21 protein-coding genes are annotated in these 22,948 nt (G+C 71.1%); 6 read left to right on the forward strand and 15 right to left on the reverse strand.

The window, feature by feature from the left end; genetic code table 11:
* Positions 1-7 precede the first annotated feature (7 nt).
* Positions 8-1,009, reverse strand: coding sequence for a DUF695 domain-containing protein (locus HNR67_RS26910; RefSeq protein WP_185004999.1), 1,002 nt, complete (start codon positions 1,007-1,009; stop codon positions 8-10).
* A gap of 188 nt (positions 1,010-1,197) precedes the next feature.
* On the opposite strand from HNR67_RS26910, the gene HNR67_RS26915 reads away from it, so the two are divergent.
* Positions 1,198-2,190, forward strand: a complete 993-nt coding sequence (locus HNR67_RS26915; protein WP_185005000.1) for a tyrosine-type recombinase/integrase — start codon at positions 1,198-1,200, stop codon at positions 2,188-2,190.
* A 597-nt stretch (positions 2,191-2,787) separates the two neighbouring features.
* Here the strand turns inward: HNR67_RS26915 and HNR67_RS26920 are convergent.
* Together HNR67_RS26920 and HNR67_RS26925 are read right to left on the reverse strand one after the other, a co-directional pair.
* Positions 2,788-3,651 carry an alpha/beta fold hydrolase gene (locus tag HNR67_RS26920; protein WP_185005001.1) on the reverse strand — a complete coding sequence of 288 codons (864 nt, stop codon included), beginning with the start codon at positions 3,649-3,651 and terminating at the stop codon, positions 2,788-2,790.
* Between the two features lie 65 nt (positions 3,652-3,716).
* Positions 3,717-6,011, reverse strand: a complete 2,295-nt coding sequence (locus tag HNR67_RS26925) for a GH92 family glycosyl hydrolase (RefSeq protein ID WP_312988131.1) — start codon at positions 6,009-6,011, stop codon at positions 3,717-3,719.
* Positions 6,012-6,192: 181 nt separating this feature from the next.
* Between HNR67_RS26925 and HNR67_RS26930 the strand changes: the two genes are divergently transcribed.
* A complete protein-coding gene (locus tag HNR67_RS26930; protein WP_312988132.1) occupies positions 6,193-6,900 on the forward strand; it encodes an SDR family oxidoreductase in 708 nt (235 codons plus the stop codon).
* On the opposite strand, the gene HNR67_RS26935 is transcribed toward HNR67_RS26930, so the two are convergent.
* Positions 6,881-7,309 carry a protein-tyrosine phosphatase family protein gene (locus HNR67_RS26935; RefSeq protein ID WP_185005003.1) on the reverse strand — a complete coding sequence of 143 codons (429 nt, stop codon included), beginning with the start codon at positions 7,307-7,309 and terminating at the stop codon, positions 6,881-6,883. The genes HNR67_RS26930 and HNR67_RS26935 overlap by 20 nt on opposite strands.
* A 190-nt stretch (positions 7,310-7,499) precedes the next feature.
* Between HNR67_RS26935 and HNR67_RS26940 the strand changes: the two genes are divergently transcribed.
* A complete protein-coding gene (locus HNR67_RS26940; protein ID WP_185005004.1) occupies positions 7,500-8,648 on the forward strand; it encodes a Cmx/CmrA family chloramphenicol efflux MFS transporter in 1,149 nt (382 codons plus the stop codon).
* Here HNR67_RS26940 and HNR67_RS26945 read toward each other — a convergent pair.
* Complete coding sequence (locus HNR67_RS26945) at positions 8,621-9,217, reverse strand: flavin reductase family protein (RefSeq protein ID WP_185005005.1); 597 nt, start codon at positions 9,215-9,217, stop codon at positions 8,621-8,623. The genes HNR67_RS26940 and HNR67_RS26945 overlap by 28 nt on opposite strands.
* A gap of 69 nt (positions 9,218-9,286) precedes the next feature.
* On the opposite strand from HNR67_RS26945, the gene HNR67_RS26950 reads away from it, so the two are divergent.
* The gene (locus HNR67_RS26950; RefSeq protein ID WP_185011145.1) at positions 9,287-10,123 is read left to right on the forward strand and encodes a pentapeptide repeat-containing protein; all 837 of its coding nucleotides are present in this window, start codon (positions 9,287-9,289) and stop codon (positions 10,121-10,123) included.
* Positions 10,124-10,125: 2 nt separating this feature from the next.
* Here the strand turns inward: HNR67_RS26950 and HNR67_RS26955 are convergent, their stop codons facing one another.
* The 8 genes from HNR67_RS26955 to HNR67_RS26990 form a co-directional block, all read right to left on the reverse strand.
* Positions 10,126-10,269: a hypothetical protein gene (locus HNR67_RS26955; protein ID WP_185005006.1), complete on the reverse strand. Its 144-nt coding sequence runs from the start codon at positions 10,267-10,269 to the stop codon at positions 10,126-10,128.
* 36 nt (positions 10,270-10,305) lie between these two features.
* The gene (locus tag HNR67_RS26960) at positions 10,306-11,070 is read right to left on the reverse strand and encodes a 3-oxoacyl-ACP reductase (protein WP_185005007.1); all 765 of its coding nucleotides are present in this window, start codon (positions 11,068-11,070) and stop codon (positions 10,306-10,308) included.
* Entirely contained in the window at positions 11,070-12,437 is a 1,368-nt protein-coding gene (locus tag HNR67_RS26965) for an aldehyde dehydrogenase family protein (RefSeq protein ID WP_185005008.1), read from the reverse strand. The genes HNR67_RS26960 and HNR67_RS26965 overlap by 1 nt, the downstream gene beginning before the upstream one ends.
* Positions 12,434-13,168, reverse strand: coding sequence for a gamma-glutamyl-gamma-aminobutyrate hydrolase family protein (locus HNR67_RS26970; RefSeq protein ID WP_185005009.1), 735 nt, complete (start codon positions 13,166-13,168; stop codon positions 12,434-12,436). Before HNR67_RS26970 ends, HNR67_RS26965 begins: the two co-directional genes overlap by 4 nt.
* Positions 13,149-14,522 (reverse strand): glutamine synthetase family protein, encoded by a 1,374-nt coding sequence (locus tag HNR67_RS26975; protein WP_312988135.1) that lies wholly within the window; start codon positions 14,520-14,522, stop codon positions 13,149-13,151. Before HNR67_RS26975 ends, HNR67_RS26970 begins: the two co-directional genes overlap by 20 nt.
* A 94-nt stretch (positions 14,523-14,616) precedes the next feature.
* A complete protein-coding gene (locus HNR67_RS26980) occupies positions 14,617-15,366 on the reverse strand; it encodes a FadR/GntR family transcriptional regulator (protein WP_185005010.1) in 750 nt (249 codons plus the stop codon).
* 13 nt (positions 15,367-15,379) lie between these two features.
* Complete coding sequence (eat, locus tag HNR67_RS26985; RefSeq protein WP_312988137.1) at positions 15,380-16,834, reverse strand: ethanolamine permease; 1,455 nt, start codon at positions 16,832-16,834, stop codon at positions 15,380-15,382.
* A gap of 95 nt (positions 16,835-16,929) precedes the next feature.
* Complete coding sequence (locus HNR67_RS26990; RefSeq protein ID WP_185005011.1) at positions 16,930-17,847, reverse strand: phosphotransferase; 918 nt, start codon at positions 17,845-17,847, stop codon at positions 16,930-16,932.
* Between the two features lie 97 nt (positions 17,848-17,944).
* Between HNR67_RS26990 and HNR67_RS26995 the strand changes: the two genes are divergently transcribed.
* Entirely contained in the window at positions 17,945-20,398 is a 2,454-nt protein-coding gene (locus HNR67_RS26995; protein WP_185005012.1) for a GcvT family protein, read from the forward strand.
* Positions 20,399-20,454: 56 nt separating this feature from the next.
* Here the strand turns inward: HNR67_RS26995 and HNR67_RS27000 are convergent, their stop codons facing one another.
* Together HNR67_RS27000 and HNR67_RS27005 are read right to left on the reverse strand one after the other, a co-directional pair.
* Positions 20,455-21,339, reverse strand: coding sequence for an alpha/beta fold hydrolase (locus HNR67_RS27000; RefSeq protein ID WP_185005013.1), 885 nt, complete (start codon positions 21,337-21,339; stop codon positions 20,455-20,457).
* Positions 21,329-22,246, reverse strand: a complete 918-nt coding sequence (locus HNR67_RS27005) for an alpha/beta fold hydrolase (protein WP_185005014.1) — start codon at positions 22,244-22,246, stop codon at positions 21,329-21,331. Before HNR67_RS27005 ends, HNR67_RS27000 begins: the two co-directional genes overlap by 11 nt.
* Before the next feature lie 68 nt (positions 22,247-22,314).
* Between HNR67_RS27005 and HNR67_RS27010 the strand changes: the two genes are divergently transcribed.
* On the forward strand, positions 22,315-22,926 hold the full coding sequence (locus HNR67_RS27010) for a TetR/AcrR family transcriptional regulator (RefSeq protein WP_185005015.1): 612 nt from the start codon (positions 22,315-22,317) through the stop codon (positions 22,924-22,926).
* Positions 22,927-22,948: the final 22 nt, after the last annotated feature.

Genomic DNA, 22,948 nt, shown 5'->3' on the forward strand with positions numbered 1-22,948 from the left:
CGCTGGATCAGCGGAGGTGGCCGACCTGGTCCCAGGCTGGGTCGGACTGGGTGTCCAGGGTGGCGGTGGGCTGGCCGTGCACCCAGGTGGTGATGGTGGCCAGGGTGGCGGTGTCGGTGGAGTCGCAGTAGAGGTGCAGGGTGCGGGTGCCGCGGCCGGTCTCGTGCGCGACGAGCAGGGCGGCGGCGTCGAGGTGGCGCATGAGGTCGTCCTCGAGGTCCTGCAGGTCGGTGAGGCCGGCGCTGGTGGGCAGGTCGCGGGGGTCCTGGGTCGGGTAGCGCAGGGTGATGCCGGCGTGCAGGTCCAGGAGTGGGTGGTCGATCCAGCGCATGGGGCGCATGGCGATGGCGGTGAGGCGGGCGCCGTCCTGGCCTTCGCCTTCCATGACCACCCAGCTGGGTTCGGGGTGGCGGGCGGCCATGGCGTGCACGGTCTCGGGGAGCGCATCGGCCGGTAGGGCGTCGGCTGGTTGTTCGGCGGCGGTGTTGACCTCGCCGATCCAGCGTTCGAGGTCGTCTTCGCCGAGTAGCCAGGTGAGGGTGAGGAAGGCGATCTGGAGGGCGGCGTCCTCGGGCATGTTGGGGAACTGCGGGTGGTGCACGGTGACGTCGACCAGCAGGGACTGTTCGTCGACGGTCAGGGAGAGCCGGGTTTGTTCGAGGTCGAGTTCCCAGTCGGCGAAGTCGAGTTGCTGGTTGAGCACGTTGGGGTCGGCCTGGCGGGCGGCGCGGTACTCCCAGGTGGCGTCAGGGGCGGGGGCGGCGCGCAGCCAGCGTTCGGTGAGCGGGCGCAGGGCCGGGTCGCCGTTGGCGGTGACGCAGAGTGAGTGCTGGGCGTCGCGGCCGGGGCCGAGTTCCCATTGCAGGTCCTTGTTGATGGCGTTGACCAGGTGGGCCATCTGTTCGGGCAGGTCGGCGAAGTCGCCGGAGTGGATGGCGTTGGCGAGCAGGGTGGCGCCTTCCTGCTGCCACCAGTGCCAGAACTCCTCGATGCCCTGCATCTCCACCATCCAGCCGTGCGGGTGTCGGACGCTTGCGCGGTCAACGTAACCGATGGGGCGGGCGATTGCCCTGTGGTTCGGGGGTGTGGCGGAGTGGCTCTCGGTGTTGACGCTGGGTGAGCGTGGCCGGGGGTGGGTAGGGGGTTGGTCACCGGCCGTGTCGATCTTTGTCGGTGGTGTGCGGTATTCCTCTGGGTGTGTTGTTGTCGCAGGCCCAGGAGTCGTTCTTCCTCGCGCGTCGCTCCCGCAAGGATTCCCCGCACACCACTGCCGCGTATCGGCGTGATCTGGCGGGGATCTCGGTGTTGCTGGCCGGGGCCGCCGGGTGCGCTCCCCCGGCGCTGGAGTTGGCGGCGGTGGGTGCGGGGGCGTTGCGGGAGGCGTTCGGGTCTTTCGCGGAGACCCATGCCAAGACGTCGGTGTCGCGGGCCTGGTCGACGTGGAATCAGTTCATGAACTTCTGTGTGGCCGATGGTCTGGTGGCGGGGAATCCGATGGGGGCGGTGGCGCGGCCGCGGCCGGCGGCGTCGATGCCGAAGCCGTTGCGGGGTGAGGACACGCCGGAGCAGTTGCTCTCGGCGGTGGCCTCGGGTGAGCGGAAGTCGCGGGATCCGTGGCCGGAGCGGGATCTGCTGGTGGTGGGGTTGGGGCTGGTGACCGGGTTGCGGTCGGCGGAGATGCGGGCGTTGCTGGTCAGCAGTGTGGTGGGGCGGCCGGGTGAGCAGCGGTTGCATGTGCGGGGCAAGGGCAGCCGGGAGCGGTCGATTCCGATCAGTGCGCCGATGGAGGCGGTGCTGGGGCGGTATCTGGCTTCGTGCCGGGCTCGGTTTCCGCAGGCGCGGTTCGGGCGGGAGTCGGCGTTGTTGCTGGATCTGCGGGGTGAGCCGATCGGGCGGGGTGCGTTGCAGTATCTGGTGAGCTGTTGTTATCGGGCGGCGGGTATTCACGATCGGGTGCCGACGGGGGCGAACCTGCATGCGTTGCGGCATACCTTTGCCACCCGGTTGGCCGAGGACGGGGCGAACGCGGCGGAGATTATGGCGTTGCTGGGGCATGCGAACCTGAATACGAGCCAGAACTACATCGAGGCGACGGGGCGGGAACAGCGGGCGGCGGTGATGGGCAACCGCACTTACCGGGCGCTTGCGGAGGCGGCGGGGGTGGGTGGTGAGCCGGCTGTCGGTGACTGATGCTGGGTGGGTTTCATCCGGAATTGGGTCGGATTACGGTCGTTGTTCACCGAGTTGCGGAAAAGATGCTTGGGAATGGGTGCGCCGTCACTTATCGTGGTTGGGTAACCACAGTTGTGACGCTCCCCCGTTCACCTGGAGGTGGCGCCGTGACCAGCCCAGGGCACGGCTTGACGCAGGGTTCGACCGCGGTTCGGTCGTGTCCGGAATGTGGCCGGGTTGTTTCGCACCGGATGGAAAGGGAACAGCTGCGCGCTGACCTGTCCGTGGTGTGGCTGCTGGTGGATGCGGCGGGTGTGGTTCGGGTGCGGCGTTTCTGTGTGGGTTGCGCGCCGCGTGCTCCGGTGCTGAATGTGGAATGCCATGGGTGTGGTGATGGCCCGTTGGTGTGTGCGGCGGGGCCGGATTTGCCGGGGCCGGTGGTGTCGTGGTTGTCGGCGGCGGGTTGGTTGTTGGACGAGCCGGTGGCGTGTGCGCGTTGCGCGGCGCGGTCGGTGCCGGAGCAGCGGCGGGCGCGGTAGCCCGCGGGGAATTCCCCGGGGCCGCCGCGACCTTTTCCGCTGTTGTTGTTTCCGGAATCGTTGCGGGGCAACGGATTCAGCCGAGTACCTCGCGGAGTTTGGCGGCGAAGGCCTCGGGCTGTCCGGGGTAGCCGTATTCGCCGCCTGCGAAGCCGCCGTGGTGGCTGGGGAAGACGGTGGCTTCCTGGCCGAGCAGGGCGGCGGTGGCCACGGCGGTGCGTCCGGTGAATGCCTCGCCGGTCTCCTCCCCCACCGCGATCACCACTCTGGTGGGTGCGGCGAGCAGTGCGGTGAGGTCGGGCTGGTAGTCGGCGACGGCGCGCGAGCGGTCGGAGAGCAGTGGGTCGTCGCGCTTGCCGTCGTCCTCGGTGGGCATGCCGAACTGGGCTGGGTCGGCCGGGGGCTGGGCGAAGTACTCCTCGGTGAACTCCCCCTGCCAGGAGGTCATGGCGATGAAGGCGGCCATGCCCGCGCCCCAGCCCTTGGCCTGGTATGCCTGTGTCCAGCCGTTGGCGGCGCGTTCGGCGGCCGCGGCGTCGGGCACCACCCGGGTCAGCGGCGGTTCGTGGGCGACCAGGGTGGTCACGTCCCCGGGGTGGGCGGTGACCAGGGCGAGGGCGGTGATCGCGCCGCCGCTGCTGGCGAACATCTCCACCGGGCCGGCACCGAGGGTTTCGATGATGGCGTGCAGGTCCTCGGCCTGGCCGGTGGGCGTGTGGTCGACCCGGCCGTCCTGACGGGTGCTGCGGCCGAGGCCGCGCGGGTCGTAGGTGATCACGGTGCGGTCGGTCAGGTAGGTGGTCAGGGTGGCGAAGCCGTCGGCGCTCATGGGCTGGCCGATCAGGAACAGCGGTGCTCGGCCGTCGGCGGCCGGCAGTGGTCCGTGCACGTCGTAGACGAGCTGGGCGCCGGCGAACTCAAGGGTGTGCGTGGTCGTCATGGCAGTAGAGACCCTTCCGGGAGCGGAAACTCATCGGCTCCGGAGCATCATCGTGGTCAGGACTGTCATTGGTAGGACGGTGGCGCGGCGTCGGGGGTGATTGCCCAGTTCGTGTCGGGGGTGGCGCGCAGGCGGAAGTCGAGGTGGCCGCCGGTGCGCACGAGGTGTTGGGGTAGCCAGGTGCGGGCCCAGTTCTCGCCGTTGAGGCGGAGCTGGGTGGTGTAGGGGCGGGCGGCGCCCGCGCCGGGGGCGGTGATGTGGAGTTCGCCCGCGTTGGGTGGGCGGATCTGGATGGCGGGGAACAGTGGGGTGTGCACGGACAGGTCGGCGGTGCCGGGGGTGACCGGGTAGAGGCCGAGGGCGGACCAGACGTACCAGGAGGACTGGGCGCCGAGGTCGTCGTTGCCGGGCAGGCCGTCGGGGGTGGGGGCGAAGAGTTCGCTCTGGATGCGGCGGATGACGGCCTGGCTCTTCCAGGGCTGACCGACGTAGTTGTAGAGCCAGGGGGTGGAGAAGTCGACCTCGTTGCCGGACCACTGGTAGGGCTCGTTGGGGCCGACGTTGACCTTGGTGAAGAACTCGTCCATCAGCGGCTGGGCCTTGGCCTTGCCGCCGAGGGCGGTGATGAGTCCGGCGATGTTGTGCGGGACGAACCAGCGGTACTGGGCGGCGTTGCCCTCCTCGAAGCCGTCCTGGCCGAACTGGCCGGGTGGGGGTGGCACGAAGCCGGGTCCGGGCGGGAACTGGCCCTTGCTGTCCTTGGGGCGCAGGTAGCCGGTGTTGGGGTCGAACAGGTTGCGCCAGTACTCGCCGCGTTTGGCGTAGGTGGCGGCGGTGGCGGGGTCGCCGAGGGTGCGGGCGAAGCGGGAGATGGTGAAGTCGTCGACGGCGTATTCGAGGGTCTGGGAGGCGCCTTTGCGGACGTGGCCGACCAGGGCGCGGTCGTTGGGGACGTAGCCGAGTTTCTGGTAGTCCTCGATGCCCTGGCGTTCGATGTAGCCCCACTGGACGGGTTCGGCCTTGGTGGCGCCTTTGAGCATGTATTTCAGGGCGGTGCGGGTGTCGAAGCCGGTCGCGCCGTAGGCGTGCAGGTTGACCAGGAGCGGGACGCTGTTGTCGCCGTTCATCACGCTGGTGTAGCCGTTGGCCATGGGCCAGCGGGGCAGCCAGCCGCCCTGGACGGCGGCGAGCACGAGGCTTTGGGCCATGTCACTGGCGCGGTCGGGGTAGAGCCAGCCGTGCAGTGGGGCCAGGCTGCGGTAGGTGTCCCAGTCGGAGAAGTTGGCGTAGTGGGTGCGGCCGGGTTCGACCTGGTGGATCTGGCTGTCGAAGCCGGGGTAGCGGCCGTCGAGGTCGTTGAAGGTGTTGGGGTGGATCAGGGAGTGGTAGAGGGCGGTGTAGAAGGTGGTGCGGTGGGCTGGGGTGCCGCCGCCGATGCGGATGCGGCCGAGGTGTTCGCGCCACTGGGCGCGGGTGGCGGCGCGGACGGGGTCGGGGTGCCAGCCGGGGATCTCGGCCAGGTTGGCGCGGGCGCCGTCGGCGCTGACGTAGGAGAGGGCGACCTTGGCGCGTAGCTGGCGGTTCTGGCTGGTGTCGAAGGTGAGGTAGGCGCCGGATTTCGGGTGGTCCGCGCTGGTGCCGCCGGGGGTGACGGTGCTGCCGTCCCAGGTGCCGTGGGCGGTGAAGGGGCGGTCGAACTTCAGGGCGAAGTGCACGGTGTACTTGTTGCCGCTCTCGCCGCAGAAGCGGCCGGTGGTGGCGGAGCCGGTGATCTCGTCGGGGGCGCTGATCCGCACGGTGGCTGCGCTGTTGCCTGCCAGGCTGGCGCCGGTTTTGATCAGGACCTGGGCGGTGGCGCCCTCGGGGTAGGTGAAGGTGCCCAGTCCGGCGCGGGTGCTGGCGGTGAGTTCGGCGCGGATCTTGGAGTCCTCGAGGGTGACGCCGTAGTGGGCGACCTCGGCGCGTTCGGTGCGGTGGGAGAACTTCTCGGTGCGGTTCCACGGGGCCGGGCCGATCTCGCCGGTGACCGGGAGGATCGGGATGTCGCCGAAGGCGCTGCAGCCGACGGAGGCGTGGGTGAGGCTGAAGCCGCGGATCGGGCCGAGGTGGTAGTTGTAGCCGGCGTAGTTGCCGTTGTCCGGGCTCCACTGGATCATCCCGAAGGGGGCGGTGGGGCCGGGGAAGGTGTTGATCTCGCCGACGACCGGGCCGCCCTTGCCGGTGCCGATCATGGGGTCGACGTACTGGGTGGGGTCGGCGATGAGGGTGTCGTCGGTGGTCGCGGCGCCGGGGATGGCGGTGCCCAGCAGGGTGATGGCGGCGAGTGCGCCGATGACAGCGCGACGGTTGCGAGATCTCACGCGTCCTCCTCGACGGTTCTGACAACGTTGTCAGTCCGGTGCGAGGATAAGAATGGCGCGCCGGGGACGTAACGGACAAGCGTCGAACGGGTGGTTGGCCGCACCACCCATCGGGAGTCTTCCGCCTGGCAGGGGCACGAACTCAGACTTGCCCGTGCTCATCGAGGGAGAAGGGGCGCCGGTGCCGCCGACCCGCGCTCAGGACCAGCCGACGGCGGTGGTCACGGGCGCTTCCCGGGGCATCGGCGCGCGGATCGCCGCCGCTCTGGGGGACAGTCACCGGCTGGTGCTGGGTGGCCGGGGATCGCCCGCGCTGACCCGGCTGGCGCGGGAGTTGCCGGACGCGCAGGCGTGGCCGGTGAACCTGGCCGATCCACGCGCGCTGCACGTGCCGCCAGGGATCGAACGGCTGGACGCGCTGATCCACAACGCCGGGGTGCTGGCCACCGGGCGGATCGATGAGTGCGACGGCGGGCTGTGGCGGCGGACCTTCGAGGTCAACGTGTTCGCCGTGGTCGAGCTGACCCGGCTGCTGCTCCCGGCCTTGCGCAAGGCGGGCGGGCATGTGGTGCTGATCAACTCCACCGCGGGGTTGCAGGCCAACGCGGCCCGCGGGGCGTACTCGGCGAGCAAGTACGCGTTGCGGGCCTTCGCCGACTCGCTGCGTGCGGAGGAGCCGCGGTTGCGGGTGACCACGGTGTTCCTGGGGCGGGTGGCCACCGACATGCAGCGGGACGTGTGCGCGGTGGAGGGGTTGCGGTATCAGCCGGAGCGTTACCTCTCCCCCGCCACCGTGGCCGAGACCGTGCGCGCGGTGCTGGCCGCACCGCGGGAGGCCTGTGCGACCGAGCTGGTGCTGCGGCCGGGGGCTACCCGGGGAAGCGACTGACCCAGCGCTTCTGCCAGGGGGTTTCCACCGCGTGCTTGTTGTGGTGGGCCCGTGCCCAGGCCACCGCCTCGGTGGGTGGCACGCCGGCCAGGATGGCCAGGCAGGCGATGACGGTGCCGGTGCGGCCGACGCCGCCGTTGCAGGCGACCTCCACCCGCTGTCCGGAGCGGGCTGCGGCGTGCAGGGCGGTGATCCGGCGGATGGCCTCGGCGTGGTCGCGGGGCAGCCGGAAGTCGGGCCACTCCAGCCAGTGCCGGGTCCAGGTCAGGGAGTCGTCGTGGCGGGCGCGCAGGCGGGGGCTGCCCAGGTAGAGGCCGAAATCGGGTTGTGGGCCCTCGGGGATGGGGTGGCGCAGGCCCCGGCCGCGCACGACCGCTCCGTCGGGCAGGGTGATCGCTCCGGTCAACATGATCAAACCCTAGCCGGGGCGGAAACTCCGTCGACCGGGTTTCGCTCAGGGTTGTAGCCTGCCGCTCGTGCGCAGCCCCGAGGCTTCCAGACGGTAGCCACCGGTCCCCCGGTGGCGTGCCTCTTCACGGCCACCGGCCGGACCGCGGTCGATCACCCTTGTCGATCCACTGTGGTTGCGGAGTCCTGCTGTGCCTGTTGTGTTGTATTTGCTCGCCCTCGCCGTGTTCGCGCAGGGCACTTCGGAGTTCATGTTGTCCGGCCTGCTGCCGGACCTGGCCGCTGATCTGCACGTCAGTATCCCGGCCGCGGGTGCGCTGACCTCGGCCTTCGCCGCCGGGATGATCGTGGGCGCGCCGCTGATGGCGATCCTGAGCCTGCGCTGGCCGCCCCGGCACGCGCTGCTGGCCTTCCTGTCGGTGTTCCTGGTGGTGCACGTGCTGGGTGCGCTGACCACGAGTTATCCGGTGCTGCTGGCCACCAGGGTGGTGGCGGCGCTGGCCAACGCCGGGTTCCTGGCGGTGGCCCTTGCCACCGCGGCCGCTCTGGTGGCGGCCGACGCCAAGGGCCGGGCGACCGCGGTGCTGCTGGGCGGGGTGACCCTGGCCTGTGTGGCGGGGGTGCCGGCGGGGGCGTTGCTGGGTCAGGCGTGGGGGTGGCGGTCGGCGTTCTGGGCGGTGGCCCTGGTCTCCGCGCCCGCGCTGGTGGCGATCCTGCGCTGGGTTCCGGCGGGCCGGGCCGAGGACGCGCCGGGGGTGCGTGGTGAGCTGCGGGCGTTGCGGCGGCCGCGGCTGGCACTGGTGTTGCTGCTGGGTGCGCTGGTCAACGGCGCGACGTTCTGCACGTTCACCTATCTGGCGCCGATGGTCACCGAGGTGGCCGGGATCGGGGCGGACTGGGTGCCCGCGGTGCTGGCGCTGTTCGGGATCGGCTCCTTCCTGGGGGTGAGCCTGGGTGGGCGGATCGCGGATTCCCGGCCGCGGCTGGTGCTGGCCGGGGGCGGGGTGGCACTGGTGTGCGGGTGGACGCTGTTCGCGCTGACCGCGGGTGCGCCGGTGGTCGCGCTGGTCCTGGTGCTGGTGCAGGGGATGTTGTCCTTCGCGGTGGGCGCCACGTTGATCTCCCAGGCGCTGTACGCGGCCGTCGGTGCGCCGCGGCTGGGTGGGGCGGGGGCGACGGCGGCGTTCAACGTCGGCGCGGCGCTGGGTCCGTGGGCCGGTGGGCTGGCCATCGCGGCCGGGTACGGGTACCGGGCGCCGCTGTGGGTCAGCGCCGGGCTGGCCGGGGCGGCGTTGCTGGTGGGGCTGGCGGCTCACCGGGTGGCGGTCTCGGAGCGGTAGGAGTGGCCCAGGTGCTCGCCGAGGCCGAAGTAGTGGCGGAAGTTGTAGATCAGCGGCTGCCACCGGGCCGGGTCGACGTGCTCGGTACCGGGCACGACCAGCCCTGGATCGGCGTGCACGGCGAGCACCTGGGCTTCCACGATGACGAAGTCCCCGTCGCCACCGGGCCGCGACTCGGTGGCGACGGCTTCGAGCTGCAGCGGGCATTCGGCCACCCGGGGCGGCCGGACCTTGAGCGCGGGCAGTTCGGTCAGTCCGGCGGCGGCGAACTTCGCGGGCTCGAAGCGATGGCTGGGTTTGCCGGCCGGAACCGGGTCACGGCCGGTGAGCGGCGCGAGTCGTTCCACCGCTTCCCACAGGCCGGGGCCGGGCAGGTTGATCACCAGCTCGGGGCGCTCACGCAGGTTGCGGGCGGTCTGACCTTGTTCGCCCAGGCCGAGCACGATGGTGTGGCCCAGGGCCCAGGCCGAGGACATCGGGGCCAGGTTGGTGCTGCCGTCGGGGTTCTCCGTGCTCAGCAGGACGACCGGGGTGCCGAAGTAGAGGATTTTCGGGTGGATGGTGCGCATGGCGGGGACGCTAGGACCGGGACCCTTCGGCGGCGGCCGAAGCAACCGGCGGCCTAGAGTCGCGGGGTGATGTTGCGAGCCGACTGCGCCAACTGTTTCGGACTGTGCTGTGTTGTGCCCGCCTATGCAGCCTCGGCCGACTTCGCCATCACCAAACCCGCGGGCACGCCGTGCCCGAACCTGCTCGCCGACTTCCGCTGCGGCATCCACACCAAGCTGCGCGACCGCGGTTTCCCCGGCTGCACCGTCTATGACTGCTTCGGCGCCGGTCAGCAGGTCGCCCAGCACACCTACGGCGGCCAGGACTGGCGCTCCTCCCCCGCCCGCGCCAAGGAGATGTTCGCGGTCTTCCCCGTAGTGCGGGAACTGCACGAACTGCTCTGGCATCTCACCGAGGCCCGGCGCCACCCCGCCGCGGCGTCCCTGCGCACCGAACTCGACGAGTTGCGGGCCGAACTGGAGCGGCTGGCCGGGCTGCCCCCGGCCGAACTGCTCGCGCTGGATGTGGCCTCCCGGTGGCAGCGGGCGGATCCGCTGCTGACCCGGGTCAGTGAGCTGGTCCGGGCCGAGGCGCCAGGGCCGGAACGGCGCGGGGCCGATCTCATCGGCGCCGACCTGCGCCGAAAACGACTGCGCGGGGCGAACCTGCGGGGCGCCTACCTGATCGGGGCCAACCTGCGCGAGGTCGACCTGGCCCTGGCCGACCTGATCGGGGCTGACCTGCGCGGCGCCGACCTGCGGGGCGCGGATCTGTCCGCGGCGTTGTTCCTGACCCAGTTCCAGGTCAACGCCGCCCAGGGCGACACCGCGACCCGGCTGCCAGCCGGGCTGGACCGGCCCGGCCACTGGATCAGCGCGTCTCCGGCCCGGTCTGGCCGGGTGGCGGGGGCCCGGCGGCGGCGCTGAGGTCAGTCCGGCCAGCTCCAGCGGATGCCGAACTCACCCGGTCCGTAGCCCAGGGCCAGCGCGTGCACCCGGTGCGGGGCCGACTCTCCGGACGGGTTGCCGCACCTGCCCTGATCGGGCGGGGCGCTGGAGCGCGTGCCTCCCACACCATCGGGACCGGGGCGGGAGGCACGCGTCAGTGCTTACAGCGGGGTGACGTAGGCGCCGGTGAGGCCGCCGTCGACGAGGAACTGGGAGGCGGTGATGAAGCTGGAGTCATCGCTGGCCAGGAAGGTCACCGCGGCGGCGATCTCGGCGGGCTCGGCGAAGCGGCCCATCGGGATGTGCACCAGGCGGCGGGCGGCGCGCTCGGGGTCCTTGGCGAAGAGTTCCTGCAGCAGTGGGGTGTTCACCGGGCCGGGGCACAGGGCGTTGACCCGGATGCCCTCGCGGGCGAACTGCACACCCAGCTCCCGGGACATCGCCAGCACGCCGCCCTTGGAGGCGGTGTAGGAGATCTGGCTGGTGGCCGCGCCCATCACCGCCACGAAGGAGGCGGTGTTGATGATCGAGCCCTTGCCCGCGCGCTGCATGTAGGGCAGCACGTACTTGCAGCACAGGTACACCGAGGTCAGGTTGACCTCCTGCACCTTGCGCCATGCCTCCAGGCCCGTGGTCAGGATCGAGTCGTCCTCCGGCGGGGAGATGCCGGCGTTGTTGAAGGCGATGTCGATGCGCCCGTACTTCTCGAACACCGTGGCATACAGGGCCTCGACGTCGGTGGGACTGGTGACATCGGCGCGCACGAACAGGCCGTTGACCTCATCGGCGACCTGCTTGCCGGTGGCCTCGTCGATGTCGACGACCACCACCGTGGCGCCCTCCTCCGCGAAGCGGCGGGTGGTGGCCAGACCGATGCCGCTGGCCGCGCCGGTGATGACCGCGACGCGGTCGGTGAGCCGTCCCATCAGTTCTCCTCAGTGCTGACGAACACGTTCTTGACCTCGGTGAACCCGTCCAGGGCGTCCGGTCCCAGCTCACGGCCGAGCCCGGACTGCTTGAACCCGCCAAACGGCGTCCAGTAGCGCACCGAGGAGTGCGAGTTGACCGAGAGGTTCCCGGCCTCCACCCCGCGGGCCACCCGCAGCGCGCGGCCGGCATCGCGGGTCCAGATCGAGCCGGAGAGCCCGTACTCGGTGTCGTTGGCCAGCCGCAGCGCGTCGGCCTCGTCGGTGAAGGGCAGCACCGAGACCACCGGTCCGAAGATCTCCTCGCGCCAGGCCCGGTCCTGCTCGTCCTTGGGCAGCAGCACGGTGGCCGGGTACCAGAACCCGTCGCCTGCGGGGGCTTGGCCGCGGTAGGCGACGGTGGTCTCATCCACGTAGGAGGCGACCCGGTCCCGGTGCGCGGCGGTGATCAGCGGGCCCATCTCGGTGGACTCGGCGGCCGGATCGCCGACCACCACGCCCTTGACCGCGGGTTCGAGCAGCTCCAGGAACCGCTCGTAGACCTCGCGCTGGACGAGGATCCGGGAGCGGGCGCAGCAGTCCTGGCCCGCGTTGTCGAAGACCCCGTACGGGGCGCTGGCCGCGGCCTTGTCCAGGTCGGCGTCGGCGAAGACGATGTTGGCGCTCTTCCCGCCCAGTTCCAGGGTCAGGCGTTTCACCTGGTCGGCGCAGCCGGCCATGATCTGTTTGCCGACCGCGGTGGACCCGGTGAAGACCACCTTGCGCACGCTGGGGTGGGTGACGAAGCGCTGGCCGACCACCCGGCCCGCGCCGGGCAGCACCTGGAAGACGTCCTCGGGGATCCCGGCCTGGTGGGCCAGTTCGGCCAGCCGCACCGCAGTGAGCGGGGTCAGCTCGGCCGGTTTGAGCACCACGGTGTTCCCGGCCGCGAGGGCGGGGGCGAAGCCCCAGGCGGCGATCGGCATCGGGAAGTTCCACGGCACGATCACCCCGATCACGCCGAGGGGTTCGTGGAAGGTGACGTTGAGGCCGCCCGCCACCGGGATCTGGCGGCCGAAGTGCCGTTCGGGGGCGCCCGCGTAGTAACGGATCACGTCCCTGGCGTTGCCCGCCTCCCAGCGGGCGTTGCCGATGGTGTGCCCGGCGTTGCGGACCTCCAGCGCGGCCAGGTTCTCCAGATCGGCGTCCACGGCCTCGGCGAAGCGGTGCAACAGCCGGGCCCGGTCGCCGGGGCTGACCGCCCGCCAGGCCGGGAACGCCTTGGCCGCGCGTTCGATCGCGGCGTCGGTGGCGGCCGCGTCGGCCAGCGCGATGGTGTCGAAGACCGCGCCGGTGGCCGGGTTGATCAGGTCGTGGGTGGCGCTCACGCGGTCGCTCCTCGGGCTGCGCTCACCAGCGCGGCGAACAGCGGCGCGCTGGGGTGTGCTGGGTCGGTGGTGTCCTCCTCGGGATGCCACTGCACCCCGAGCGCGAACGGGTGGCTGGGTTGCCGGACGGCCTCGATGGTGCCGTCCGCGGCGTGCCCGACCGCTTCCAGGCCAGGGGCGAGCCGGTCGATGGCCTGGTGGTGATAGCAGGAGACCTCGATCTTCTCCCCGAGCAGGGTGGCCGGCGGGCAGCCCGGTTCCAGGTGCACGGTGGTGCGGCCGAAGCGGCCGGGCGCGGGCTGGTGGTCGCGGTGGCCGAGCACCTCGGGCAGGTGCTGGTGCAGGGTGCCGCCGAGGCCGACGTTGAGCAGTTGCGCGCCCCGGCAGATCGCCAGCAGCGGGGTGCGCCGGTCCAGTGCGTGGTAGAGCAGTGCGAGTTCGGAGCTGTCCCGGTCCGGGCGGATACCGGTGCTGTGTTCGGTGGGTTCGGCCTGGTAGCGCCGGGGGTCGATATCGGCGCCGCCGGCCAGGATCAATCCGTCCAGCCGGGGCAGCACCCTGGCGGCGTTGCCGCCCGGTGGCAGCAGCACCGGGATGCCGCCCGCGGTGGCGACCGCGTCGAGGTAGCTGGCGGGCAGCAGGGCGGCCGGGCGTTGCCACACGCCCCAGGCGGTGGTCTCCAGGTAGCAGCTGATCCCGATGACGGGGGCGTCAGAGGCGTTCGAAGCCACGGAACAGCTCCCAGTCGGTGACAGCGGCCTGGTACGCGGCGATCTCGATGCGCGCGGCGTTGAGGTAGTGCCCCACCACGTCCTCGCCGAAGGCGGTGCGGGCCAGCTCGCTGGCCTCGAAGGCTTCCACCGCCTCGGGCAGGGTCGAGGGCACGTGCTCGGCGTCGCTGTCGTAGGCGTTGCCGGTGAGCGCCTCGCCCAGCGGGAGTTCGTTGTCGATGCCGTCCAGCCCGGCCGCGATCAGCGCCGCGGTGGCCAGGTACGGGTTGACGTCGCCGCCGGGCACCCGGTTCTCCACCCGCAGGCTGGCCCCGCCGTGCCCGACCAGGCGCAGTGCGCAGGTGCGGTTGTCCGGGCCCCAGGCCACCGCGGTGGGGGCGAAGCTGCCGGGCACGAACCGCTTGTAGGAGTTGATGTTCGGTGCCAGCAGCAGGGTCAGCCCGCGCAGGTGGGCCAGCTGCCCGGCCAGGAAGTGCTCGGCCAGCGCGGACATGCCGTGGCGGCGATCGCCTGCGAAGACCAGGTCGCCGTCGGCGCCGCGCAGGCTGATGTGGATGTGGCAGGAGTTGCCCTCGCGCTGGTTGTACTTGGCCATGAAGGTCAGGCTCTTGCCCTCCTGGGCGGCGATCTCCTTCGCGGCGGTCTTGTAGATGCTGTGGTTGTCGCAGGTGGCCAGCGCCTCGGCGTAGCGGAAGGCGATCTCGTGCTGACCGGGGTTGCACTCGCCCTTGGCCGATTCCACCCGCAGCCCGGCGGTGGTCATCTCGTTGCGGATGCGGCGCAGCAGCGGCTCGATCCGGGAGGTGCCCAGCAGCGAGTAGTCCACGTTGTACTGGTTGCTCGGGGTCATGTTCCGGTAGCCGGCGTTCCAGGCCTGCTCGAAGCTGTCGTCGAAGACGATGAACTCCAGCTCGGTGCCGACCTGGGCGACCAGGCCGCGTTCGGCCAGCCGGTCGAGCTGGCGGCGCAGGATCTGCCGCGGTGAGGCGGGTACCGGGGTGCCGTCGGCCCAGACCACGTCGGCCAGCACCAGCGCGGTGGCCGGGTGCCAGGTGGCCAGGCGCAGCGTGTCCAGGTCCGGGCGCAGGGTGAAGTCGCCGTAGCCGGTTTCCCAGGAGGACATCTGGTAGCCGCCGACGGTGTTCATGTCCACATCCACCGCGAGCAGGTAGTTGCAGGCCTCGGCGGAGTGCGGCACGACGTCCTCGAGGAAGTGCCGGGCGGCGATCCGCTTGCCCTGCAACCGGCCCTGCATGTCGGTCATGGCCAGCAGCACGGTGTCGATCTGGCCGATGTCGACCAGCTCGTGCAGCCGCGCCAGCGAGAGCGGGGCTGTGGTTCCCGACTGCGACACGACCGCCTCCGTAATGGTCTGCGATTGGACCTTTGCAGGATGGTGGGTGACCAGCGCCACTGTCAAGCGCGCAGGTCAGCCAGTGTGGACAGGCTCAGCTCAGGAAGGCCCGCAGCAGCGCCGCGGTGCCCGCCAGGTGCTCGGCCATCGCCGCCCGCGCCGCCGGGCCGTCCCCGGCCAGCACCGCCGCCACGATCCGCTCGTGCTGTTCGTGCGAGTGCTCGATGTTGTGCCCCAGCAACGGGATCGCGTCCAGCAGCTCGTTGATCCGCATCCGGTTGTCGGCCACCGCCGAGGCCAGCGAGGGCGACCCGGTGATCTGCGCGATGGCCAGGTGGAACCGGGAGTCCAGGTGCCGGTAGGTCTCCGGGGTGGCGGTGCGGACCTGCTCGTGCACCGCGCGCAGCAGCGCCCGCTCCGGCTCCGGCAACGGCCGGGTCGCCGCCGCACCCGCCGCGCCGGTCTCCAGCACCTCCCGGAAGGTCAGCGTGTCCTCCAGGCCGACCGAGCCCATGCCGACCACCAGCTTGCGCAGCCGGGCCTTGCCGCGCGGGGCGTCCTCGGCCCGGTTGACCACGAAGGTGCCGCCGAAGCGCCCGCGCCGGGACTCCACGTACCCGGACTGCTGCAACGCCCGGATCGCCTCCCGCAGCGTCATCCGGCTCACGCCCAGCCGCACCGCCAGATCCCGCTCGGCGGGCAGCCGCTCGCCAGGGCCGACCACGCCGAGCTTGATCGCCTGCAGGATCCGCTCCACCGCCTCCTCGAAGGCGTTGCCGCTGCGGACCGGGCGGAAGACGGCCTGGTCGGCCAGGGTGGCGGGTGGCTCCGGTTCGGAACTCATGACCGCCACGATCTCACGGGTCCTCCAGTTCGGCCGTGGCGCGACGCACCGCCTCGAACTCCTCTTCCGGGGCCTGCGCCACCAGGTGGTGGCGGCTGTAGAACCAGAAGTAGGCCAGCGCGAGCAGGAAGATCCCGGCCATGACCCCGGCGGCCAGGATGTCCACCAGGAAGGTGGCCACCACCGCCGCGGCGGCCAGCACCAGCGCGATGCTCGTGGTGACCACCCCGCCCGGGGTGCGGTAGGGACGCGGCAGGTTCGGCTCGCGGATCCGCAGCACGATGTGCGAGACCATCATCAGCACATAGGACACGGCAGCGCCGAAGACCGCGATGTTGATCAGCTTGGCGCCGTTCTGGGTGATCGCGGCCAGGATGAACCCGATCGCGCCGGGCACCAGCAGCGCCAGGATCGGCGTCTTGCGCTTGCCGGTCACCGACAGCTTCCGCGGCAGGTACCCGGCCCGCGACAGCGCGAACAGCTGCCGGGAGTAGCCGTAGATGATGGAGAAGAAGCTGGCCACCAGTCCGGCCAGGCCGATGTAGTTGACGATGTCGGCGATCACCGCGTTGCTGCCGTAGACCGCGCGCAACGCCGCGGGCAGCGGGTTGTCCGAGGACTTCAGCGCGTTGCTGCCGGCCCCGCCCGGGGCGGCGATCAGGATCAGCGCGGCGAAGACCAGCAGCACCAGCATCGCGGCCACGATGCCCTTGGGCATGTCCTTGCGCGGGTCGCGCGCCTCCTCCGCGGCCAGCGGCACGCCCTCGATGGCCAGGAAGAACCAGATGCCGTAGACGAAGGCGGCCAGGATCCCGGCGTAGCCGAAGGGCAGGAACGGGCTGGCCCCGACCGCGTCGGTGGGTGGGATGTCGGTGAGCCGGGACAGGTCGATCATCGGGATCATGGCCACCACGAAGATCACCAGGCCGACCACGGCGATGGCGGTGATGACGAACATCAGCCGCAGCGCCTCACCGACGCCGTAGAGGTGCACGCCGACGAAGATGGCGTAACAGACCAGGTAGACCGGCCAGCCGTTGGTCAGCCCGAACAAGCCGAGCGCCTGGACGTAGCCGCCGATGAACACCGAGATGGCCGCGGGCGCGATGGTGTACTCGATCAGGATCGCGGTGCCGGTGGCGAATCCGCCCAGTGGTCCCAGCGCGCGCCGGGCGAAGCCGTAGCCCGCCCCGGCCACCGGCATCGCCGAGGCCATCTCGGCCAGGCCGAAGACCATGCAGGTGTACATCACCGCAACCAGGATGGTGGCGATCAGCAGACCGCCGAACCCGCCCTGGGCCAGGCCGGAGTTCCAGCCGGAGAAGTCCCCGGAGATGACGTAGGAGACGCCGAGCCCGGCGAGCAGGACCCAGCCGGCCGCGCCTTTCTTGAGCTGGCGTTGCTCCAGGTAGGCCGCCTCGACGTGGGTGTAGTCCACTCCCCCGCCCTTGGGCTGTTCTGTGCTCACGCGCGCCTCCACCTGGGGTCCGGTCAGCGGCTGATTGGTCAACGGTCAGACCATTGCCTATATGTGTGAGCGAGGCTACAAAGCCTGTCAAGCCCTCAGTGGGCCAGTTGCAGCAGCCGGCCCAGCCCTGGATCGGTCAGGGCGGCCTTGGCCCGTCCCCATTTGCCCGCGGCCTCACCCCAGTAGTCGAAGGTGCTGCCGGGCTTGCTGAGCAGGCCGTGGTGGATGCAGAACCACAGCGTCCAGGTGAAGTCCGACATCGCCTGGAACAACCGCGTCCTGGCGGTCAGCCGCGGGTCGGCGCCGCCGGAGTAGGCGTTGGCGAGCAGGGCGAGGCGATCGGGGTCGAACTGGCCCTCCGCGGCGATGTTGCCCAGCTCGAACCCGGGATCGCCCATGCCGCTGAGCTGGTAGTCCACGATCCGGATGCCGCCGGGCTCCTCCAGGAAGTTCTCCGCCAGCAGGTCGTTGTGACACGGCCGCGCGGGCGGCGGATCCGCGGTCAGGACCTGTTCCAGCTCCTGCGCGATCGGCAGGTGGTCGAGGTAGTCGGGGAAGACGGTCAGCCCGTGCCGGTGGCAGATCTCCAGCAGCCGACGCTGTTTGGCGAAGATGTCGAAGTCGTTGACGAAGGGCCGCGGCGCGGCGTGCAACCGGCGGCAGGCCGCGGCCAGCTGCGGGATCCGGCCGGGTTCGCGGGTGTCGGCGAAGCCGAGCGTGCGACCCGGCAGGTACTCCAGCACCAGCGCGGGCAGCGCCTCGATGATGTGTAGAACCCGTGGCCCCGCACCGGATTCGGCCGCCACCACGGTGTTGGCGATCTCCTCGGCCAGGGGCACGCCCAGCCCGGCCTCGGCCACCGCGGGGTCCAGCACCCGCAGCACCTGGTCCACCCCGTCCACCCGCAGGTGCGCGACCAGGTGGCTCAGACCGCCGGTCATCGGCAGCAGTTCCACCCGCCGCCCCGTCCACGCCGGGACCTGACTGATCGCGTCCTGCACGGTCGCCGACATAGTCGCCGAGTGTGTTGGCGCACACACTTGTCCGTCAAGACACGCGGCCGCACGGTTCCCCCGACCGGCCCACCTGCGCTACCAAGGACTCGTGTCCGTGGACCGAACGCTCCCAGCCCGCGCCCGCATCGTCGTGATCGGCGGCGGCGTCGGCGGTACCAGCATCGCCTACCACCTCGCCAAACTCGGCGAACGAGACGTCGTGCTGCTCGACCGGGACGAGCTGACCAGCGGCTCGACCTTCCACTCGGCGGGACTCGTCGGTCAGCTGCGCGCCGATGTGACCCTGACCAGGATGAACATCTACTCCGCCCAGCTCTACGCCGAGCTGGAGGCCGGGGAGAACCCGGTCGGCTTCGTGCCCTGCGGCGGCATCCGGCTGGCCTGCACCCCGGAGCGGATGGAGGAGGCGCGGCGGCAGATAGGCTGGTCCCGCACCGTTGACCTGCCGCTGCAGGAAATCAGCCCGGCCGAGGCCAAGGAGCTGTTCCCACTGCTGGACACCTCCGGCGTGCTCGGCGGCACCTACCTGGCCACCGACGGCTACGTCGACCCGGCCCAGCTCACCTACTCCCTGGCCGCGGGCGCCCGCGCCGGCGGGGTGCGGATCTTCCCGCACACCAGGGTGCTGGGCATCGACGTGCGCGAGGGCCGGGTCCGTGGCGTGCGCACCGACCGCGGCGAGATCGAGGCCGAGATCGTGGTCAACTGCGGCGGCATGTTCGCCGCCGAGATCGGCAGGCTGGCCGGGGTGCGGGTGCCGATCGTGCCCATGTCGCACCAGTACCTGATCACCGAGCCGGTCCGCCCGCGCGACGGCAGCCACCTGCCGACCCTGCGCGATCCGGACAACCTGGTCTACTTCCGCGAGGAGGTCGACGGCCTGCTCATGGGCGGCTACGAACGCGACTCCGCGCCCTGGGCGCAGACCGGGGCGAACTTCGACGCGGTGCCGCCGGACTTCAACGGCAAGCTGCTGCCCGAGGACTGGGACCGCTTCGCCGAGATCGCCGAGGCCGCCCAGCTGCGGGTGCCGACCATGGCCACCGCCGGCATCCGCAAGATGATCAACGGCCCGGAGGCATTCACCCCGGACAACGAGTTCTGCCTCGGGGAGACCGAGGTCGGCGGGTTCTTCGTGGCCGCAGGGTTCTGCGCGCACGGCATCGCCGGGGCGGGCGGCATCGGCAAGGTGATGGCCGAGTGGATCGTGGCCGGGGAACCGGAGTTCGACCTCTCGCACATGGACATCCGCCGCTTCGGCCGCCAGTACCGCTCCCCTGGCTACACCCGCAAGCGCACGGTGGAGAACTACGAGACCTACTACGACATCCCGTTCCCGCACCGGGAACGCGGCGCCGGGCGACCGCTGCGGGTGTCCTCGGCCTACTCCTGGCACCGCGAGCACGAGGCCAGCTTCGGCGAGAAGTCCGGCTGGGAGCGGGTCAACCACTACGAGCGCAACGCCGCCGCCGGTCAGGAGTCCTGGCGCCCGCACGGCTGGGCGGGCCGCAACTGGTCCCCGGCCATCGGCGCCGAACACCTGGGCACCAGGGAGCGCGCGGGCCTGTTCGACGAGTCCTCCTTCGCCAAGATCGAGGTCACCGGCCCCGGTGCGGCGAGGTTGCTGGACTGGGTGTGCGCCAACGAGGTCGCCGGTCCGGTCGGCGCGATCACCTACACCCAGGCGCTCAACGCCCGTGGCGGCATCGAATGCGATTTCACCGTCACCCGCTGGGGCGAGCACGAGTTCCAGGTGGTCACCGGCACCGCCTTCGGCTCGCACGACGCGGCCTGGCTGCGCCGGCACGCCCCGGCCGACGGTTCGGTCCGCATCGCCGATGTCACCGGCGCCTGGTCCTGTTTCGCCCTGTGGGGCCCGCGCTCGCGGGAGATCCTGGCCGGACTCACCCCCGCCGCCCTGGACAACGAGGCGTTCCCCTACCTCACCGCCCAGGAGACCACCGTCGGCGACGTCCCGGTCCGCGCGCTGCGGGTGACCTTCGCCGGTGAGCTGGGCTGGGAGCTGTACTGCTCCAGCGAGTACGGCGCCGCGCTGTGGCGCACCCTCTGGGCGGCCGGGCAGGAACACGGCGTCATCGCCGGTGGCTACCGGGCCATCGACAGCCTGCGGCTGGAGAAGGGCTACCGGCTCTGGGGCTCAGACCTGACCCCGGAGCGCACGCCGTATGAGGCGGGCCTGGGCTTCTGCGTGAAGCCGGACAAGCCCGGCGGCTTCCACGGCCGGGAAGCCCTGTTGCGGCGCAAGGAAGCCGGGTTCACCCACCGCCTGCGCTGCCTGACCCTGGACGATCCGCTGGCCCACCCGCTGGGCAGTGAGGCGGTCCGGGTCAACGGCGAGGTGCTGGGCCGGGTGACCACCGGCGGGTACGGCTACACCGTGGGCCGTTCCATCGCCTTCTGCTACCTGCCGGTGGACCGGGTCAAGATCGGCACCGAGGTCGAGGTGGAGGTCTTCGGCCGCTGGGTGCCCGGCGTGGTCGAACGCGATCCGCTGCTCGACCCCAAGGGCACCCGCATCCGGGCCTGACCCCTGGCTGGACTCGGTTCGACGCCGCGCATGGCGCCGAACCGAGTCCGGACTGCTCAGGCGCGGACCAGGCTGCCCACGAACTCCAGCACCCGTGCCAGCACCGCTTCCGGATCATCCAGCGACATCGAGTGCCCGGTGCCCGGCAGCACCTCGACCCTGGTCACGCTCGACATCCGTTCGAGGCGTTGCCTGGCCAGCGCGGAGTCGTGCATCTGGCTGCGTTCCCCGAGCAGGAACAGGCTGGGCACGCTCAGCGCCAGCAGTTCCTCGTCGCTGAACACCGGCGGGTTCGGCAGTACCCGGCGGAAGGCGAACATGGCCGGGGCCAGCGGCATCAGCCAGTCCTCGGTCAGCGCCGCGTTGGTCAGTGACCGCGCCGCCCACTCCCGCATCTCCCTCGGCGCGCCGAAGAACGCCGAGCAGGCCATCGCCCAGGAGATGAACCGCACCCCGACCTGCTCGAACCCCGGCGGGTCCAGCAGCGAGATCGAGGCCACCCGCGCCGGGGCGTGCACCGCGGTGTGGATCGCCGTCCAGGCCCCGTAGGAGGACCCGACCAGGCTGGCGCGCGCCACGCCCAGCCCGTCGAGCACCTCGACCAGCCAGGCCGCCAGGTCCCGGCCATCGCGCACCGGCTTGTCGTGGTGGTGATGCCCCGGCTCGCCGATGGCCTCCACCGCGAACACCGGATGCGCCGCGCTGAGCTGGTGCACCAGACCGCGGAACATCAACGGCGCCCCACTCGAACCCGGCAGCAGCACCAGCGGCACGCCGCACTCCTGGCCACTGCGGTGCACCCGGGTGGTGCCGAAGGAGGTCGGCACGTCGGTGGTCACCGTCAGCGGCGGCCAGTGCTCGGCCAGCAGCCGGTCGTAGATCCGGATGTACTCCTGCCGCGCGTCCTCGCTCGGAAACCGGCCCACGTAGTCAGTCGTCATGAGTCCCCACCGTTGAGTCGCCGGGCCGGCCGACGCGCGATCCGACGAAGTCCAGCACCAGCCCGACCGTCCGTTCTGGATCATCAATGTGCACCACGTGACCGGCCCCTGGCACGACCACGGCGCCGGTGATGTTCGGGAAGGCGGCCACTCGCGCCCGTGCGGCTGCCGCATCGTGCAGAACGCTGCGCTCACCGAAGAGGAACAACGTCGGCACCGCCAGCGCGGCCAGTTGTTCGTCGGTGAGGACCACCGCGTCCGGCAGCACCCGCCGGTACCGGACCATCTTCGGGAACAGCCGCGGCACCCAGTCCTCCAGCAGCGTCCCGTTGGGCAGCCAACGTGCCGCCCAGGCCCGGATCGGCCGGGGCATCGGGGTGAACACCGCGCCCAGCAGCAGCCAGCGGATGGCCCGCCAGCCCAGCCGTTCCAGCGCGGGCGGATCGATCAGCGTCGCCGAGGCCACCCGCTCCGGCGCGTGCAGTGCGGTGTGCACCGAGATCAACGCGCCGTAGGAGCAGCCGACCAGGTGCGCGCGTTCGACCCCCAGCGCGTCGAGCACCTCCACCAGCCAGGTCGCGAGGTCCGCGCCGCTGAGCACCGGCTTGTCCTGCAGATCATGTCCAGGCTCGCCGATGGTCTCCAGCGACAGCACCGGATGCACGGCACTGAGCTGCCGGATGACCGGCCGGAACCCCAGCGGGGTCCCGCCGGCCCCGGTCAGCAACACCAGCGGCACCCCGTCGCCGGACCCGTTGTGCTGCACCCGCGTGCGGCCGAAGGAGGTCTCGACCTGCACGAAGTCCCGGGCCGATGGCCAGTACTCGTCCATCAGCTCGTCGTGGACCCGGATGAACTCCTGCCGGGCCCGCTCACTCTTGAACCGTCCTACCCGCTCCTTGCCCATGTCGCCCCCATCACTCTCGGTTATGATACGAGCGTATCAGAAGTCGAGGTTGTCGTAGGGTGTGCGCCGTGCCAAAACGGGTTGATCATGAGCAGCGCCGCACCGAGATCGCGGAGGCCCTGCTGCGCATCGCGGGCACCCGCGGCCTGCACGCCGCGAGCATGCGCGAGGTCGCCGCCGAGGCTGGGGTGTCCCTGCGCCTGGTGCAGTACTACTTCCACACCAAGGAAGAACTGCTGCTCGACGGCATGGCCCGGCTGGTCGACAAGCTCAACGACCGCATGCTCGAACGCATCCGCGCCGCGGGCCTGCCTCCGACTCCGCGCGGCATCCTGTACGCGGCACTGACCGGTCTGCTGCCCACCGACGAGGACAGCCACCGCGTCCAGCTCACCTTCGTCGCCTTCCAGACGCTGATGATCACCGACCCGGCCTTCGCCAACCGCAACTTCGGCACCACCCCGGACAAGATGGAGCGCTACCTGGCCGACCAGATCAGCCAGGCCCAGCAGGCAGGCGAGATCGCCCCCGACCGGGACCCGGCCCTGCTCGCCACCGCCCTGATGGCCCTCACTGGCGGCCTGGTCTCCAGCGTGATCGCCGGCCAGCGCGACGCCGAAGCCGCCGAAGCCGTCCTGCGCGACCACCTGGACCACCTGTTCACACCCGATCGAGGTTGATCACTAGCGGGAGGAAGCACTC

Source organism: Crossiella cryophila (assembly GCF_014204915.1).
Taxonomy (GTDB): Bacteria; Actinomycetota; Actinomycetes; order Mycobacteriales; family Pseudonocardiaceae; genus Crossiella; species Crossiella cryophila.

Bases quoted from the DNA above. Each gene is read 5' to 3' on its own strand.
- HNR67_RS26910 (WP_185004999.1), bottom strand. From the start codon at position 1,009: ATGGTGGAGATGCAGGGCATCGAGGAGTTCTGGCACTGGTGGCAGCAG.
- HNR67_RS26920 (WP_185005001.1), bottom strand. From the start codon at position 3,651: ATGACGACCACGCACACCCTTGAGTTCGCCGGCGCCCAGCTCGTCTAC.
- HNR67_RS26935 (WP_185005003.1), bottom strand. From the start codon at position 7,309: ATGTTGACCGGAGCGATCACCCTGCCCGACGGAGCGGTCGTGCGCGGC.
- HNR67_RS26945 (WP_185005005.1), bottom strand. From the start codon at position 9,217: ATGCGCACCATCCACCCGAAAATCCTCTACTTCGGCACCCCGGTCGTC.
- HNR67_RS26950 (WP_185011145.1), top strand. From the start codon at position 9,287: ATGTTGCGAGCCGACTGCGCCAACTGTTTCGGACTGTGCTGTGTTGTG.
- HNR67_RS26960 (WP_185005007.1), bottom strand. From the start codon at position 11,070: ATGGGACGGCTCACCGACCGCGTCGCGGTCATCACCGGCGCGGCCAGC.
- HNR67_RS26980 (WP_185005010.1), bottom strand. From the start codon at position 15,366: ATGAGTTCCGAACCGGAGCCACCCGCCACCCTGGCCGACCAGGCCGTC.
- HNR67_RS26990 (WP_185005011.1), bottom strand. From the start codon at position 17,847: ATGTCGGCGACCGTGCAGGACGCGATCAGTCAGGTCCCGGCGTGGACG.
- HNR67_RS27000 (WP_185005013.1), bottom strand. From the start codon at position 21,339: ATGACGACTGACTACGTGGGCCGGTTTCCGAGCGAGGACGCGCGGCAG.
- HNR67_RS27005 (WP_185005014.1), bottom strand. From the start codon at position 22,246: ATGGGCAAGGAGCGGGTAGGACGGTTCAAGAGTGAGCGGGCCCGGCAG.